Origin of the sequence: Sphaerisporangium sp. NPDC049003, assembly GCF_043197795.1 — a bacterium.
In the GTDB taxonomy this organism is placed as follows: Bacteria; Actinomycetota; Actinomycetes; order Streptosporangiales; family Streptosporangiaceae; genus Sphaerisporangium.
In genome coordinates, this window is sequence record NZ_JBICTU010000011.1 from 1 (window position 1) to 15256 (window position 15256).

14 protein-coding genes are annotated in these 15256 nt (G+C 69.1%); 8 read left to right on the forward strand and 6 right to left on the reverse strand.

The genetic code is table 11. The features are described 5' to 3' along the window. The first annotated feature begins 125 nt into the window (after nt 1-125). Together ACGFIV_RS13995 and ACGFIV_RS14000 are read left to right on the forward strand one after the other, a co-directional pair. Nucleotides 126-1418, forward strand: a complete 1293-nt coding sequence (locus ACGFIV_RS13995) for a sigma-70 family RNA polymerase sigma factor (protein WP_358548789.1) — start codon at nt 126-128, stop codon at nt 1416-1418. A gap of 194 nt (nt 1419-1612) precedes the next feature. Beyond that, nucleotides 1613-2878: an ROK family protein gene (locus tag ACGFIV_RS14000; RefSeq protein WP_392834813.1), complete on the forward strand. Its 1266-nt coding sequence runs from the start codon at nt 1613-1615 to the stop codon at nt 2876-2878. Here the strand turns inward: ACGFIV_RS14000 and ACGFIV_RS14005 are convergent. After that, the gene (locus tag ACGFIV_RS14005) at nt 2871-3737 is read right to left on the reverse strand and encodes a neutral zinc metallopeptidase (protein WP_358548784.1); all 867 of its coding nucleotides are present in this window, start codon (nt 3735-3737) and stop codon (nt 2871-2873) included. The two genes, ACGFIV_RS14000 and ACGFIV_RS14005, sit on opposite strands and share 8 nt — an antisense overlap. Nucleotides 3738-3967: 230 nt before the next feature. Here ACGFIV_RS14005 and ACGFIV_RS14010 point away from each other — a divergent pair, with 230 nt between their 5' ends. After that, nucleotides 3968-5128: a glutamate--cysteine ligase gene (locus tag ACGFIV_RS14010; protein ID WP_358548782.1), complete on the forward strand. Its 1161-nt coding sequence runs from the start codon at nt 3968-3970 to the stop codon at nt 5126-5128. 15 nt (nt 5129-5143) lie between these two features. On the opposite strand, the gene ACGFIV_RS14015 is transcribed toward ACGFIV_RS14010, so the two are convergent. The 3 genes from ACGFIV_RS14015 to ACGFIV_RS14025 all read right to left on the reverse strand — a co-directional run bounded on the left by ACGFIV_RS14015 (nt 5144) and on the right by ACGFIV_RS14025 (nt 8133). After that, nucleotides 5144-6763, reverse strand: coding sequence for an NAD(P)-binding domain-containing protein (locus ACGFIV_RS14015; RefSeq protein ID WP_358548779.1), 1620 nt, complete (start codon nt 6761-6763; stop codon nt 5144-5146). 154 nt (nt 6764-6917) lie between these two features. Further along, nucleotides 6918-7481 carry a hypothetical protein gene (locus tag ACGFIV_RS14020; RefSeq protein WP_358548776.1) on the reverse strand — a complete coding sequence of 188 codons (564 nt, stop codon included), beginning with the start codon at nt 7479-7481 and terminating at the stop codon, nt 6918-6920. Between the two features lie 91 nt (nt 7482-7572). Continuing rightward, a complete protein-coding gene (locus ACGFIV_RS14025) occupies nt 7573-8133 on the reverse strand; it encodes a carboxymuconolactone decarboxylase family protein (protein WP_392834819.1) in 561 nt (186 codons plus the stop codon). Nucleotides 8134-8408: 275 nt separating this feature from the next. Here ACGFIV_RS14025 and ACGFIV_RS14030 point away from each other — a divergent pair, with 275 nt between their 5' ends. Continuing rightward, entirely contained in the window at nt 8409-8804 is a 396-nt protein-coding gene (locus tag ACGFIV_RS14030; protein ID WP_358548770.1) for a nuclear transport factor 2 family protein, read from the forward strand. 112 nt (nt 8805-8916) lie between these two features. On the opposite strand, the gene ACGFIV_RS14035 is transcribed toward ACGFIV_RS14030, so the two are convergent. Then, nucleotides 8917-9615 carry a peroxidase-related enzyme gene (locus tag ACGFIV_RS14035; RefSeq protein ID WP_358548768.1) on the reverse strand — a complete coding sequence of 233 codons (699 nt, stop codon included), beginning with the start codon at nt 9613-9615 and terminating at the stop codon, nt 8917-8919. Between the two features lie 276 nt (nt 9616-9891). Here ACGFIV_RS14035 and ACGFIV_RS14040 point away from each other — a divergent pair, with 276 nt between their 5' ends. Next, nucleotides 9892-10107, forward strand: coding sequence for an acyl-CoA carboxylase subunit epsilon (locus ACGFIV_RS14040; RefSeq protein WP_358548765.1), 216 nt, complete (start codon nt 9892-9894; stop codon nt 10105-10107). 50 nt (nt 10108-10157) lie between these two features. Here the strand turns inward: ACGFIV_RS14040 and ACGFIV_RS14045 are convergent, their stop codons facing one another. Continuing rightward, nucleotides 10158-10661, reverse strand: coding sequence for a class I SAM-dependent methyltransferase (locus ACGFIV_RS14045; protein ID WP_358548763.1), 504 nt, complete (start codon nt 10659-10661; stop codon nt 10158-10160). Nucleotides 10662-11105: 444 nt separating this feature from the next. Between ACGFIV_RS14045 and ACGFIV_RS14050 the strand changes: the two genes are divergently transcribed. The 3 genes from ACGFIV_RS14050 to ACGFIV_RS14060 all read left to right on the forward strand — a co-directional run bounded on the left by ACGFIV_RS14050 (nt 11106) and on the right by ACGFIV_RS14060 (nt 15251). Beyond that, complete coding sequence (locus ACGFIV_RS14050) at nt 11106-12101, forward strand: DUF1702 family protein (RefSeq protein ID WP_358548760.1); 996 nt, start codon at nt 11106-11108, stop codon at nt 12099-12101. Nucleotides 12102-12327: 226 nt separating this feature from the next. Beyond that, nucleotides 12328-13287 (forward strand): DUF1702 family protein, encoded by a 960-nt coding sequence (locus ACGFIV_RS14055; protein ID WP_392834826.1) that lies wholly within the window; start codon nt 12328-12330, stop codon nt 13285-13287. Beyond that, complete coding sequence (locus ACGFIV_RS14060; protein ID WP_358548754.1) at nt 13284-15251, forward strand: CRTAC1 family protein; 1968 nt, start codon at nt 13284-13286, stop codon at nt 15249-15251. The genes ACGFIV_RS14055 and ACGFIV_RS14060 overlap by 4 nt, the downstream gene beginning before the upstream one ends. Nucleotides 15252-15256: the final 5 nt, after the last annotated feature.

The following is a 15256-nucleotide window of genomic DNA, read 5'->3' on the forward strand; positions in this document are numbered from 1 at the left end:
CGTGACGACGAACGGAGAACTCTGATGCGCAGACCAGACAGGTCACCGCACGCTCGGGCCCTGGCGGCCCTCCCGCTCCCGATTCCCCCGTCGCCCAAAGGCGACGATCCCCTCGGGAGGAACTGATGGACGCGCGGGTCTCGGGCGCCGTGACGCCTGTCGAGTCCTCCCTGGAGTCGATATTCCGCGAGGAACACGGCCGGCTGCTCGCCTCGCTCGTCCGCCGCTTCGGTGACCTCGACCTGGCCGAGGAGGTCGCCTCCGAGGCCATCGAAGCGGCGCTGGTGCACTGGCCGGTCGACGGCGTTCCGGCCAGACCGGGGGCCTGGCTGCTGACGACGGCACGACGCCGGGCCGTCGACCGGCTGAGGCGGGACCAGGCGTACGCGGCCCGGCTCGCCATCCTGCAGGTGGAGGCGGACCGGGCCGATCCCGCCCCACCCGCGGACGCGAACAAGGATCTGCCCGACGAGCGGCTGCAGCTGTTCTTCACCTGCGCCCACCCGGCCCTTCCCGCCGACGATCGCGCGGCCCTGACCCTGCGTTGCCTCGCCGGACTCACCACGCCCGAGGTCGCGCGGGCCTTCCTCGTTCCCTCCGCGACGATGGCCCAGCGGATCGTACGGGCGAAGAAGAAGATCCGCGAGGCCCGTATCCCGTTCCGCGTGCCCGGGGCCGACGAGCTGCCGGGGCGCTTGGCGGGGGTGCTCCAGGTCATCTATTCGATCTTCACTGAGGGCTACGCTGCCAGCTCGGGCCCGGACCTGCAGCGGCTCGACCTCGCCGAGGAGGCCATCCGGCTGGTCCGGATCCTGCGCCGGTTGCTGCCCGCCGAGCGGGAGGTCGCCGGGCTGCTCGGGCTGATGCTGCTCATCCACGCGCGACGCGACGCCCGTACCGGACCGGACGGCGCGCTGGTGCTGCTCGACGACCAGGACCGTGGCCGCTGGGACCGCACGATGATCGAGGAGGGCGCTGACCTGGTGGTGGTCGCGCTGACCGGCGGCCCGCCCGGTCCGTACGGGGTGCAGGCCGCGATCGCCGCCCTGCACGACGAGGCGCCGGACGTCGCGAGCACCGACTGGCCGCAGATCGTCGCGCTCTACGACGTGCTGCTCGCTCTCGCGCCGTCCCCGGTCGTCGCGCTGAACCGGGCAGCGGCGATGGCCATGCGCGACGGGCCGGAGGCGGGCCTGGCGCTGCTCGACGCGCTGGCCGGCGAGCCCCGGCTACGCGGATACCACCCCTACCCTGCGGCCAGGGCGGAGCTCCTTCGCCGTCTCGGGCGGCTCCCCGAAGCCGCGGCGGCCTACCGTGAGGCGCTCGCCCTGGCCGGCACCGAGCCCGAACGAGCGCACCTACTGCGCAGGCTGAACGCGACAGACCCCGCCAATCCGAACGGCACGACCGGCACCTGACGCCGGAAGACCTCTGGCCGTACCCTCCTGCCCTCGGTCGGGGGACAAGCCTTTGAGGAAGGTGCTCCCGCAGCTACCGGTTGGTATCGTCACGTTGTGACAGGATCTGTCGAGTTGTTGCGGTCGGTGGGGATGTCCTGTCCCGCCGTCGCGGCGCGTGACGATGACAACCCCGAGTCGTCAGGATCCCCACGATGCTGAAAGCCGGTCGTTCCCAGGAAGAGATCCGCCGGCACAATCTCGGCACTCTGCTCCGGCACGTGCACCTGGGCGGCGCGGTCTCCCGTACGGAGCTGGCCGACCGGATGGGCCTGAACCGCAGCACCATCATGGCGCTGACCGCCGATCTCACCTCGGCCGGCCTGGTGCGCGAGGAACTCCCCAAGGACACCGGCAAGGCGGGCCGGCCGTCGCTGGTGGTCCGGCCGGAGTCCGGCCGGGTGTACGTCCTGGCCTTCGACATCCGCGTGGACCGCCTGGTCGCCGCCAGGGTCGGGCTGGGCGGGGTCATCCTGGACCGCAGGGAGGCGGTACGGCCGCGCGCCGGGGCCGACCTCGACGACGTGGTCGGGGTGCTCGCCGGGTTCGCCCGCCAGATGCACCGCGCGGCGGGGTCGGAGCCGGTGTGCGCCGGAGTCGGCGCGGCCTACTGCGGCATGATCCGGCCCGGCGACGGGATGGTGCGCTTCGGGCCGAACATGGGCTGGGTGGACCAGGCCTTCGGTACCGAGCTCGGCCTCAGGCTGGGGTTCGGGCTGCCGGTGTCGGTCGGCAACGAGGCCCACCTGGGCGCGCTGGCCGAGCACCAGCGCGGGGTGGGCATCGGTTTCCAGAACCTCGTCTACCTGCACGGTGACGTCGGCGTGGGCGGCGGGATCATCGTCGGCGGCAAGCTGCTCGACGGCGATGGCGGGTACGGGTGCGAGCTCGGGCACATGATGGTGAACCCCTACAACGGCAGGCCCTGCGGGTGCGGCTCCCGAGGTTGTCTTGAGGCGGAGGTCGGCGAGCAGGCCCTGCTCGACGCCGCCGGCCGGTCCTCCGAGCTGTCCGGCCGCGACGGCGTACGGGCCGTCGTGGAGGCCGCCGAGCGCGGCGACCTCGCGGCCCAGGACGCGCTGCGCCGCATCGGCGACTGGCTCGGCATCGGGGTGGCGAACCTGATCAACCTGTTCAACCCGGGCCTGGTGATCTTCGGTGGGATGCTCCGTGAGGTCTACCCGGGCTCGGCGGCCCAGGTCCACAGCCGGGTGGAGGCGAACGTGCTGGTGATCTCCCGCGAGAAGGTGCGACTCCGCACCTCGGCTCTCGGAGACGACGCCACCTTGATCGGCGCCGCCGAACTCGCCTTCTCCAAACTGCTGACCAGCCCCCTCGAAGTGCTCGCCGAAATGACGTCACACCCCTCCCTCGACACTCGATCAGAGGACGTCGGTGAGGTTCGGGCGGTGACTAGGTGACGTCGCTTTTGGGGGATGTCCAGGTGTTGCAGGCGCTGGGGCTGGCGGAGTCGTAGCCGCGTTCGAGCCATCTCAGCTGGGTGGAAAGTCGTCCGTGGTCGCGGGTCCACTTGTCCGGGAGCGTTCCCGAGTACCACGAGCGGAACTCCCACCACGCGGGCATCTCGTCGCCCATCGCCTTGAGCGCCACGCCCGCGAAGCACTCGGCCTGGAGTTCGAGCCGTCTGCTCAGGAGGTCCTTCTTGGCCTTCGACCTGGTCGCGGTGTCCTCGTCCCACGCGTAGTCGCTGATGTTCGCCATGTTCTGGAGGTGGTGGCCGTACTCGTGGGCGGTCACCTCCGCCACCCAGGCCGCGCCGCCGGGCTGGAGGTCGGCGCGCTCGACGAGGACGTAGTACATCCTGGAGTCGTCGCAGTAGGTGCCGTCCGCCTCCTTGGAGGGCATGAGCCCGCAGTCGCGGTCCTTCACGCGGTGCCGCACGAACTTGCGTTTGGGCGGGCTGAAGTAGATCCGCGTCCGCTTGAACTCGCGCGCCCAGATCCGGTCCAGGCACGAGGAGACCGCCCCCAGGTAGCGCTTCATGGACGTCCAGCTACCCGTCCTGATCGCGGGGATCGCGCAGTTCGCCTTCGCCCGCGGGGCGGTGTAAAGCCGGCTGTCCACCGCGGCCGTCCGGTCGTACGGGAGCGGCAGTGTCTCCGAGGTCGGCCGCGCCGCCGGGGAGGGGGACGGTGTGGGCGAGACCAGCGGCGTCGCCGACCACCGTGGCACCGACAGGGGGAGCGACCCGGGCTGGGGGTCCGCCGTACAGGCGGCCGTGAAGGCGCACACCAGCAGCAGCGGGAGAAGACGGCGCATGATCGTGGAGCTTGGGCACCGGCTATTACGAAACGGGCATTTATCGTGAAATAACCCATATTCGGGCTCGTCGATATTTATTCCAGGGTGCTCTTCCGGGTGAAATGCCGTTTGACGCCTGCGAATCGGGGATGTGCTGGGTAACGTGGCGTGGTCGAGAAGCGGTCCGCCCCGTGTCGTCGAGGCGCGGACGCCGGTTATAGGTGAACTTTTCCAAGGTGGGAGTTGGGATGACGGCGATCGTGGAAGCACCACAGCCGCTACCTTTCGATGCGGTCTGCCCGCTGATGGGGGTGGAGGAGGAGTACCTGGTCGTGGACCCGGTCACGCGGGAGGTGGCGCCGAGGGCGGCCTCGGTGGTGAAGCGAGCCGGGGCGGAGCTGGGCGACATGGTGAGCGCCGAGATCACCCGGTTCCAGGTGGAGGCCAAGACGGCGCCGTGCGCGTCCGTCTCCGAGCTGGAGGACCAGCTGCGCCGGATGCGGTCGGCGGTGGCCGCCGCGGCCCGCGCGGAGGGGCTCGCCCTGGTCGCCTCCGGCACGCCGGTGCTCGGCGACGTGGTCCCGCCCCCGATCACCGACGATCCCCGGTACGGGGTGGGCATCGCCAACTACCGCGCGCTGCACGACGAGCAGAGCATCTGCGCGGGCCACGTCCACGTACACCTGCCCGACCGTGAGCGGGCCGTGCTGGTGAGCAACCATCTGCGCCCGTGGCTGCCGGTGCTGATCGCGATGATGGCCAACTCGCCGTTCTGGACGGGCCGCGACACCGGGTACGCGAGCTGGCGCACGCTGAGCTGGGGCAAGTGGCCGGTGGCCGGGCCGCCGCCGTACTTCGCCTCGCTGGGCGAGTACGACGAGCTGGTCGGCGCGCTGACCGAGTCGGGGGCCCTGGTGGACCCCGGGACGATCTTCTGGGACATCAGGCCCTCGTCGCGGCTGCCCACGCTGGAGGTCCGGGTGACCGACGTGCCCGCCACCGCCGAGGAGTCCGCGCTGCTCGCGGCCGTGGTGCGCGCCCTGGTGGTGGTGTCGCTGGAGCGGGTGGATCGCGGCGATCCAGGCCCGCCCCTGTCGGCCGAGCGGCTGCGGGTGGCGTACTGGCGGGCGGCGCGCGACGGCCTCGACGGGCACGGCGTCGACCCGGTGTCCGGCGGGCTGCGACCGGCCGGAGACCTGCTCTCGGGGCTGCTGCGGCACGTTCGTCCAGCACTGGAGGAGACCGGCGACCTCGCCATGGTGACCCACCGGCTGGAGCGGCTGCGCGTCGACGGCACCGGGGCGGCGCGCCAGCGCGCCGCCCACGACCGGCGTGGGCGGGTCGCCGACGTGGTCGACCACCTGGTGGAGCACCTGGTCACTCCGAACGGCTCAGCTGGGCGGGCCTGACGCGCTCACGGACGTTCAGGCGGGCGCGTCCGACGGCGCGCCCGGCGCCTGGTCCGGCGCGTCCGACGGGTCGTCCGGCCGTTCTTCCGTGGCGCCGAGGCGGGAGGCCAGGAACGCGCGCAGCGGCCGCACGTGCCTGACCGGGTCGCGCCACTGGGCCAGCAGGTCCTCCAGCAGGTGCCGTTCGCCGACCTGTTCCCGGTGCCGCCAAGCGCGGACGACCGGGTGCAGGAAGGCGCTCTCGTGTGCCCGCTCCGGGGTCGGGTGCCGCTGGATCGCGAACACGTCGCCGTAGTCCTCGCGGCCCCACCGCAGGGTGACGGTGAAGTACAGCGGGTGGCCGGCGAACCGCTCGACCGCGTAGTCCTCGGGCAGGTCCACGTAGTGCAGGATCTGCCCGGCCGCCTCGTCCACGACGTACACGTCGCAGAGGTACTCGAACTGGGTCCACAGCGCCGAGCTGTAGTTGACCCGGTCGAGCATGGTCGCGGTCAGCTGGTCGGGGTCGACCGGCAGGACCTCCTGGCGCAGGGGCGCCTCCTCGTAGCGCTCGGCGAGGAGGGCGGCGAGGGTGCGCAGGTTGTAGCGGAACCCGTCGATGAAGGCGGAGGAGGCGCGCTTGAAGTCACGGGCCTGCATCAGGGTGCCGGCGAAGTAGAGGCCCTCGACGTTCACCGACTGGAAGTCCGGCCGGATGGCCGGCATCCGCCCGTTCGGGGCCAGTTCGGGCATGCAGGTTTCGTCGAACAGGCCGGTGTTCATCGTGAAGCCGGTGCAGCGCAGAACCGTGTCGTATTCGAGGATCGCCTGCTCGCCCTCGGCCAGGGTGTAGGTGATCGCGGCCTTGTAGCGGTCGCCCTCGCGCCAGATCCGGTCGACCTGGCATTCGAGCACGCCGTGCAGGGTCTTGAACCAGTAGCTGTCGAGCAGGGCGCCGTACTGGCCGCGCACGTGGCCGGGGTGCTTGCTCGTCCACGCGAGCCGCACCGGGCTCGGGCTGGCGAGGTGGATGATGGCGGCCTGGCCGAGGATGGCCTGGGCGGTCTCGAACGCCGAGTTGCCCTTCCCGAGGATGAGCACGCGCTTGTCGGTGAAGTCCTCCGCGGACTCCGCGACGTCCTCGTACCCCACCGCCAGCTCGATGCCGGGGATGTCGGGGATGTGCGGGCCGCCCCAGCCGGTGGCCATGATCAGGCATTCGGCGCGGAACACCTCGTCCCCGGCGTGCGCGACGAAGGTCCCGTCGATCTTCTCGATGCGATCGACGGGAGTGGAGAACCGGACGTTGAGCGCGTGTTCCCGCTGGAAGTCGGCGAGGTAGCGCAGCAGGTCGTCCGCGCAGGGGAAGTAGTCCTGCGAGTAACGGGGGAACAGCAGGTCAGGTGAGTCGTTGAGCAGGGAGTTCCAGTCCCAGCGCAGGGCGATCTCCGGGTCCTTCTCGCCGGTGTGCACCTTGTTCAGCGAGATGAGCCTGCGGTGGCGCGGGTAGCGGCGGAAGAAGCCGCCGGGGGAGTCCTCGCGTTCCAGGGTGAGGTAGTCGGCTCCGGCACGCTGCAGGAAGTAGCTGAGCTGCAGCCCGCCGGGGCCGGCACCGATGATCAGGTAACGGTGGACGTGCTCGCCGGGATTCGCCATCAGACCTCACGCTCCGCCTGAGCCGGCCTGCTCAGCGGCCGGGAGGCCGGTGTGCGGTGGCGGGGCGGAGCCGCGGTGCCGGGTGAGCCGGCGGCTGACGCGATCAGGGGCATGAGCACTCCATGGGCCATCGAGGAAGGGGACCGATCGGCGGTCAGGCCGCGGCGGGCGCGCAGCGGCAGTTCATCGACGCCCGCTCCACCGGTGTGGGCTTGCGGTGCAGCCACATGGCCACCACCATGGGCGCGAACACGATCGCGTTGTAGAACAGGTGCAGTTCGACGCGGGGGACCAGCAACTGGATCATGCTGGTCGGCACCGGCCTGCCCAGCAGGTGGTAGCCGGTCAGCGCCTGGAGGAGCAGCAGCAGGTGCTCCAGGTGGTGCCACACCTGGATGCCCAGCGAGATGTTCCACCAGGTGCGGGAGCGGCCGGTGAAGCCCTTGCGGAGCACGATCAGCCCGACGAGCATGACCAGCGCGTAGCCGTAGTGCATCCACTCGGAGGTCACCAGCCAGGGGAACGGCCGTCCGAGCACGCCGCGCGCCTCCGGGACCGGCCAGCCCAGGGCGTAGATCTGGATCGCCTGCGCCACGTGCTCGGCCCAGTGCGCCAGCACGATCACCAGGAAGACGTTCAGCCCTGCCCGGTGGTAGTCGGTGTTCAACGAGGTGAGCAGGTCTGCTCGGGGTGGTAAGGCGCTTGAATGGCTGGCCATGGGTGTGTCCTCCACGGGCGTCGGTCGGGCGTACGCGTTCTGCTCGGCGCTCTTCGGGGGGTGGGGCGGGCGTCGACTGACGTCAGTGGTGTCAGGCCTGGTGTTGTGACTCGGCGAGCAGCCCCAGGTAGCCGAGCGAGACGATCCGTTCGGCCCGCGCCGCGTAGCCGGACGGATCGTCGGGGGCGATGGTCGCCAGGCCGTCGACGTAGCGGTTGTACATGCAGAACGCCGCGGCGATCAGCACGGTGTCGTGGATCTCGGTGTCCGTCGCGCCCGCCGCGCGGGCCTCGTCGACGTCCTTGCCGGTGACGTTCTGCCCGCTCTGCTGGACCGCGCCGGCGATGGTCAGCAGGGCCCGCAGCTTGTCGGACACGGGCGCGCCGTCGAGGTCGGCGCGGACCTGCTCTACCAGCGCCATCCCCTCGGGGAGTTGCGCAGCCGCGTAGGCGGCGTGGGCGGAGAAGCAGTAGCGGCACTGGTTCAGCGCCGACACGTACGCCGCGATCAGCTCCCGCTCGCCGCGGGACAGTGTGCTCTCCTGACAGAGCAGTACCTCCACCAGCTCGTTGAGCGGGCGAGCGGTCTCCGGGCGGAACCGGAACAGACCGCGGATCCCCGGCTCGTCTGAGTTGAGGCTGATGTGGGGCATGGTCGATTCCTCACCGGCGCTGAGGGGGCACCTCATACGCAGTCATGGGCGAACAGATCCATCCGACAGACGCTCATGTTCGCTACATGACGCCCCGGCTGTCAACGGGCGGTTTCTCCGGCCTCTTCATTGGGCGTTCCTCGACTTTTCTCAGCGTCGTTACCGGCACGTGACCATACGGTAAGTCTGTCCTTACTCCCTTGTTTGCTCCCACGGCCAGGCGTAGCGTCACCGTCGCCCCCCAAAAGATCCGCACCATCTCCAGGAGGCCGTTCATGTCCGAACATCCCAACGTCAACCCAGCCCGCGAGAGTTACGACGCGATCGCCAAGGGTGACCTGGACTTCATCCGCGACAATCTGCTCACGGAAGACGTGGTATTCCACGTTCCCGGCCAAGGTTCACTCGCGGGCGACCACACCGGCAGGGCCGACGTATTAAGTTATCTCGCGAAGCTCGGAGACCAGACCGGCAGTTCGCTGCGGTACGACCCGGACGCGTTTCTCGCCGACGACGAGCACGTCGCCGTCCTCCTCCGGATCCGCGGAAACCATGATGGCAAGATCCTCGACGAGCGCGGTGTCCACGTGTTCCGCATGGTCGGCGGCAAAATCGCCGAGCGCTGGAGCTTCCCCTACGATTCTTATGTGATCGACGACTTCTTCTCGTAAACAAAACGCGGCACACGTCATTCTCGTGACAAACGCAGGGCCACCCGGCCTCCGCGGACCAAGAGGTCAAAGGTCACGCGGTGGCCGGGTGGCTCGGGCACCTACGGCCCGGTCATCCCGCCTGGCGCTGTGAATCGGCCAGCACGGCGAGGTATCCGCCGGTCATCTTCGCCCGTGCGGCGTAGACCGCGGGGTCGTCGGGGGCGAAGGTGGAAAGCCCGTCGACGTAGCGGTTGTACATGCAGAACGCCGCGGCGATCAGTACGGTGTCGTGGATCTCGGTGTCCGTCGCGCCGGCCGCGCGAGCCTGTGCCACGTGCTGCTTGGAGACCCGCTTCCCGCCCTGCTGGACGGCGCCGGCGATGGCGAGCAGGGCCCGCAGTTTGTCGGAGACGGGCGCGGTCTCAAGGTCGGCGCAGACCTCCTCCACCAAAGTCATTCCCTCGGGCGCCCTCACTGCCGCGAAGGCCGCGTGGGTGTAGAAGCAGAAACGGCACTGGTTCAGCGCGGACACGTAGGCTGCGATCAGTTCGCGTTCACCGCGGCTCAGCGTGCTCTCTCCGCACAGCAGGACTTCGGAAAGCGCGTTCAAAGGTAGGGCCGTTTCCGGGCGGAACCTGAACAGGCCGCGAATCCCCGGCTCATCGGTGTTCAGCTCGATGTGCGGCGAGGCGGCGCCCTCGTGACCCAGCGGAACGAGCGGGGCACGCTCCGGCCATTCAAGCCCGCACGAGTGGCCATCGGACTCGGCGACGGCCGGCAATTCGACGATTATGTCCCGGTGGGAGGGAAAGGCCACTGCGTTCGTCATTGTCTTGACCCCTTTTACTCGGTTGTCATTCGTTCTCGCACCACCAACTCTGCGCTTTCCTCGACCGGCGGGACAGGGTTCGGCGAGTCAGCAAGCTGCCCGGCCGCTGCCGCTTCCTGCCACGCCCAGCGCTTGACACGTCGTCACGGGGCGCGAGTTCGGAAGGCGACGAAAATCGCATTACAGGTGCGCATTTGAGAAGATGCGGCCGTCGCGGCCCGCGCGGGACCCTCATAGGAGCCTTGTAGAGGGCCGGTTCCGACGTGGAGGTACGACGTGGCGCAGAGCTTGTACCTGAAGGTGATCCGCGGCAACCCGACACCAGAGGAACTGGCGGCGCTCATCACGGTGCTGACCGCCCGTGCCGCCTCCGCCGCCCGCGCCGAAGCGGCCGCCGCCTCCGCGTGGGTCGACGGCGCCCGCTCCGCACGCCGGCCGGCCGCGCCGAGCACCAGTCCCGCCGCCTGGCGCGTCAGCGGATGGGCCGGCTAGGGAGTGTCTTCGAGTCCCGTCTGCTCGGCGCTGTGCGGTGCGCACGCTCCCTAGGGCATTCCGGGAAGGACGGGCTTCGCGGTACCGCGCCGCGCCACGAACACGAACTCTTTGCCCGGCCGGTCGGGTGCGTCGCGTACGTCCTCGACGACGAAGCCGTGCTCGTGCAAGTCCCGCTCGATCTCCGTACGTTCGCGGAAGCGAAGTGTCGATTCCGAGGTCAGTACGTCCTCGTCCGCAGTGAACACATGCGTACCCCGGAAGCTCACCAGCGGCAGGCTCACGTCCCTCAGCTCGGCCCAGGTCTCGATGTGGCCGACGCCCGGGATGTCCGTCATGCGGTACGTGGTCTCGCGCGTCCACTCCGCCCACTCCTCCCGCCCGCGCTCGGCGAGCAGCAGCGCGAACACGCCCGTACCGCACCCGATGTCCAGCACGGACCGCGCGCCGAACTCCTCCGCCATCGCGAGATACGCGTCGAGATCGCTGCGGTCCGGATCGAGTGGGTCGTAGATGGCGGCGAGGCGCGGATGCCCGAGAGTCGCGTCGACCATGGAGACGAACGTATGTGGCCCCGAGCCCGCGCGGCCACTGCCTTCTCGGGTCACGGCGCCAAGCGGGCGTGGCGAAGTGCGCCGCTGATCCCGGCGCCCCTATCGAGCACGGCCGTACCGCAGCGAACCTCGGCCAGGCCTCTCAGGATGGATCTTGCCGGTCTGGCCGCCCCGGGAGCGTCCGAGTCTCACCCGACCATGATCCACTACTTAAGATCAATTGAAGACACGCCCTAGCTAGGGGAACCCCGCCCGAGCCCCATTGAAGCCCCTGCTTACGCGGGGGCTTCTTTCATTCTTCGCAGCGGTAACAAGATTTACTACAGATCATTACATAGCACAGCAATCAGGGAGATGTGCCTCAACGATCGGCATATGACCATGAAATGGTCACGCTGGTGTGAGTAACCGTCATCGGCTGGCGGCGAAAAGACGAGGAGCATTATGCCAACCCTGTTAGGTTCACTGCGCAGGCTCGTGCTGACTCCGTCACTGGCCGACGTCACTTTCAGCGTGCGCGGTTTCCCGTCCACGCCGTCGGCCGCCACGCGCAAACTGGAGGCCATTCCCCAGGCGGTGATCTGTGGTTTCGAATGGGGAATCGACGCGCGTGACCAGTGGGAGGTGGAGCGCCGCCTGAGCATGGTCGACCAGGAGTTGCGCGGATTCGCCTATGAGGGCGCGACGATGGGTTTCACGATCGTGGACGCGATGGGCGGAGGCAGGGGGACCCGCACCCGCGATCTCCTGCTCGGCCCCGGGCAGCCGCACATCTTCCTCACCTACATCGGCATCGGCTTCGCCATGGCGCGGCTCCCCAGGCCGCTGTGGAAGAAGATCATGCCCGACCTGAGCGGCTCGGCGTACTACCCGACCATGAGCTGGCTGGCGGTCGACGGGTACGGCTTCGACCGCGCCTACTTCGACACCCGGCGCTGGGTCGACGAGCAGCGCGTCCCCGCCCCCTACGCGTGGGAAGGCTCTCCCGACTACTTCCTGCGAGCCGTCGACCAGGGCATCGGCCGCGCGCTGTGGTTCATCCACGCCGGGCAGGTCCCCGACATCGCCGCGAGGGTCAAGGGCTTCGCCGCCCACCGGCAGGCGGACCTGTGGAGCGGGGTCGGCCTGGCCGCGACGTTCGCCGGCGGCTCGGTGGCCGAGGGCCTCACCGCGCTGCGCCGCGCCGCAGGCGTCCACCACCCCGAGCTGGCCCAGGGGGTGGTCTTCGCGGCCAAGGCGCGCGACTTCGCGGGCTTCGTGCCCGCGCACACCGAGATGGCCGCCGCGATCCTCGCCGACCTGTCGATGGAGGGCGCCGTGGCGCTCGCCGACAGCACCGCGGTGGAGTCCGGCGGTACCGATTCGGTTCCCGCATATGAATTGTGGCGGCGCGCGATCCGCGCGCATTTCATTTCGTCCGGAGACCGTGTTCCGAGCTGACACGGACGACTTCCGGCGGCGCCGGCGAATTTCACAGGGGGCGGGACCGATTTGGCCGGGCGGTCTGTCTCAGGCTGCCCGGCCAACGGTTCCGGGCTTTTACTGAGCACGTTTGAAGTGGACCCGAAGTAAGCCCATATGTCTACATTTAGGCATACATTACCCCACGGTTAAAGGGATGACCCCCGCGGGGAGGGAGAGGCAATTGGCCAGCACTCTACGGTCATTGAGAAGCCGTATTCTGACACCCAACGTCTCGGAGACCAAGCTCTCGACACGTGGTTTCCACGTGAAGAGCCCGGAGGCCCGTGACCTCTTGGAGAAGGTCGGTGAGATGTTCCTCACCGGTTACGCGTACGCGGCCGAGGCACGTACGCCCGCCGAGGCCGAGGACCGTCTGGAGGAGATCCCGAAGCGGTTCCGCGGCTTCGCCTACGAGGGCGCGGGCATGGGGTTCGCCATCCTCGACGCGACGCCGCTCTCACGCGGCCCGAAGGTCGCCGGCTTCCTCGCGGGGCGGGGCGACGCCCAGATCTACCTGATCTACGTCGGCGTCGGCTGGGCGATGGCGCGGTTGCCGAAGTTCCTGTGGTCCAAGCTCTACCTGCCCGACCCGTTGCTGCGCTACCTGGCGCTCGATGGATACGGCTTCCACCAGGCCTACTTCCGCACCGAGCAGTACGTACACGGGCAGTACCAGGACCCGAGGTTCCCGTGGCCGGCCGACGCCCCGCAGGGGTACGCCAACCGCGTCATCGACCAGGGCATCGGGCGGGCCATGTGGTTCGTCGGAGGCACCGACGTCGACGTGGTCACCACGATGATCCACCGGTTCCCCGAGCACCGGCGAGGCGACCTGTACGCGGGCGCCGGCCTGGCCGCCACCTATGCCTGCGGCGCCGAAGAGGACGAGCTGCGGGAGTTCAGGGACCGGGCGGGCGTGTACCGCCCCCAGCTCGCCCAGGGCTCCGCCTTCGCGGCCGAGGCCCGGGTGAAGCCGGGACTGGTGGTGCCCGCCACAGAGATCGCGACCCAGGTGTTCTGCGGCGTGACGCCGGAGCAGGCGGCGCGGATCAGCAACGAATCGCGCCCCGACCAGCAGATCCAGGGCGATGTGCCGGCCTATGAATTGTGGCGCCGGCGGATTGCCGACCAATTTGTCTCTCTTGGAGGTGTTAGCCCGTGACTGCGACCCTTGGATGGCTGCGCAGGCAGCTCCCGGGAATCGTCGCTCTCGTGCTGGTCACGAGCGTCTTCTTGATCGCCCGTCTGCCTTCGTACTCCGCGGCCGAGACCTCGGCCATCGCGAGCAAGTTCTCGTTCAAGCCGTTGTCGATCGCGCTGCCCAGTGGATACACCGAGCGGACGATCCGCAAGGTGAACCAGGACTACAAGCACATCGACGCCTGGATCTCCTCGGTCGGTGCGGCCATCGCGATGAACGACCTCGACGGCGACGGGCTGTCCAACGACCTGTGCCTCGTCGACACACGTATCGACCAGGCAGTCGTGACGCCGACCCCGGGTGCCCGCTCTGAACGGTATGCGCCGTTTGCCCTGAACCCGGGCTCGCTGCCGATGAACGACCACATGGCTCCCATGGGCTGCGTCCCCGGTGACTACAACGAGGACGGCCGCCTTGACCTGCTGGTCTACATGTGGGGCCGCACGCCCATCGTCTACCTCGCGAAGCCGAACGCGACCAAGCTGAGCGCCGACGCCTACCTGCCGACCGAGCTGGTGCCCGGCGCGAACTCCACCAACGGCGAGTACACCGGCCCGCAGTGGAACACCAACGCCGCCACCGTCGCCGACTTCGACGGCGACGGCCACGACGACATCTTCATCGGCAACTACTTCGCCGACAGCCCGGTCCTGGACTCCACCGTGGCCGGCGGCGTCCACATGAACCACTCGATGTCCGACGGCCACAACGGCGGCGAGGACTACTTCTTCCGCTGGACCGGTTCGACCAAGGGCGACCGGCCCACGGTCACCTACGAGTGCCTGGACAACGTCCTGTCCAAGGAGGCCTCGAAGGGCTGGGAGCTCGGAGCCGCCGCGGCCGACCTGGACGGCGACCAGCTTCCCGAGCTGTACCTGGCCAACGACTTCGGCCCGGACCGGATGTTCTACAACCAGTCCACGCCGGGGCACATCAAGCTCTCGCCCATCGAGGGCGTCCGCACGGCCCTGATCCCCAAGTCCAAGACCGTCGGCCACGACTCCTTCAAGGGCATGGGCGTGGACTTCGGCGACCTCAACCACGACGGCATCTTCGACATGTTCGTCAGCAACATCACGACGTCGTGGGGCATCGAGGAGAGCAACCTCCAGTTCATGTCCACGTCGAAGAACCAGGCCGAACTGCGCGCCAAGCTGCGCGCCGGCGAGGCGCCGTGGGTGGACGAGAGCGCCCCCTCCGGCACGGCGTGGTCCGGCTGGGGCTGGGACGTCAAGATGGAGGACTTCAACAACGCCGGTGAGCTTTCGATCGCCCAGGCGACCGGGTTCGTCAAGGGCCAGATCGACCGCTGGCCGCAACTGCAGGAGCTGGCCACGGCCAACGACCAGTTGCTGCAGAACCCCTTCTGGTGGCCCAACGCGGAGGCCGGCGACGACATCGGCGGAAACCAGACGCTGCACTTCTTCGCCAAGGGCCCGACGGGCCGCTACGTCGACCTCGCCCCCCAGCTCGGCCTCGCCATCCCGGTGCCCACGCGCGGCATCGCCACCGGCGACTCCGACGGGGACGGCCTCGTGGACTTCGCCGTCGCCCGGCAGTGGGGCGAGCCGGTCTTCTACCAGAACCAGAGCTCCTCGGCCGGCTCGTACATCGGGCTGCGGCTCACCCGCGACGATGCCCCGGTCGCCGGGACGCTTCCCGCGCCGGGCTCACCGGCCACCGGAGCGCAGGTCACGGTGAAGACGGCGGACGGCCGCTCGTTCATCGGCCGCGTCGACGGCAGCAGCGGCCACTCCGGCAGGCGCTCGACCGACGTCCACATCGGACTGGGCCAGAACGTCACCGGGCCGGTGCAGGTGCACATCCGCTGGCGTGACCGCACCGGACAGGTGCATGACCAGGATCTTCAGCTGACCACGGGCTGGCACTGCCTCGTGCTCGGCCAGCAGGCCAAGGAGAAGTGATCGAC